The following is a 252-nucleotide window of genomic DNA, read 5'->3' as shown; positions in this document are numbered from 1 at the left end:
TTTAGAAATATAATAACGAAGGGTGAAAGCGATCGAGAACGATTTTAGCGTTTGGAAGTGAAACAGTCTGGTAGACTGTTTCAGCCTGAGCCTAGAAATTCGAAAGCGAAGTCGTTTGGCAATATCGTAGTAGGGGCTAAACATATCCATAGTAATGATTTTCACCTGACAGCGAACGGCTCTATCATATTTAAGAAAGTGATTTCGGATAACAGCCTGTGTTCTACCTTTAAGGACAGTGATGATATCGAG

At 40.1% G+C, this 252-nt stretch carries 1 pseudogene; it reads right to left on the bottom strand.

What is annotated here, in order from left to right:
- Positions 1–22 precede the first annotated feature (22 nt).
- A pseudogene (locus tag STRDD10_RS11915) lies at positions 23–252 on the bottom strand (transposase); the annotation flags it as partial.

Source organism: Streptococcus sp. DD10, assembly GCF_001578805.1.
GTDB lineage: Bacteria > Bacillota > Bacilli > Lactobacillales > Streptococcaceae > Streptococcus.
Note: the sequence above shows the minus strand (reverse complement) of the source record. Positions and strands in the feature narration are given on the sequence as shown.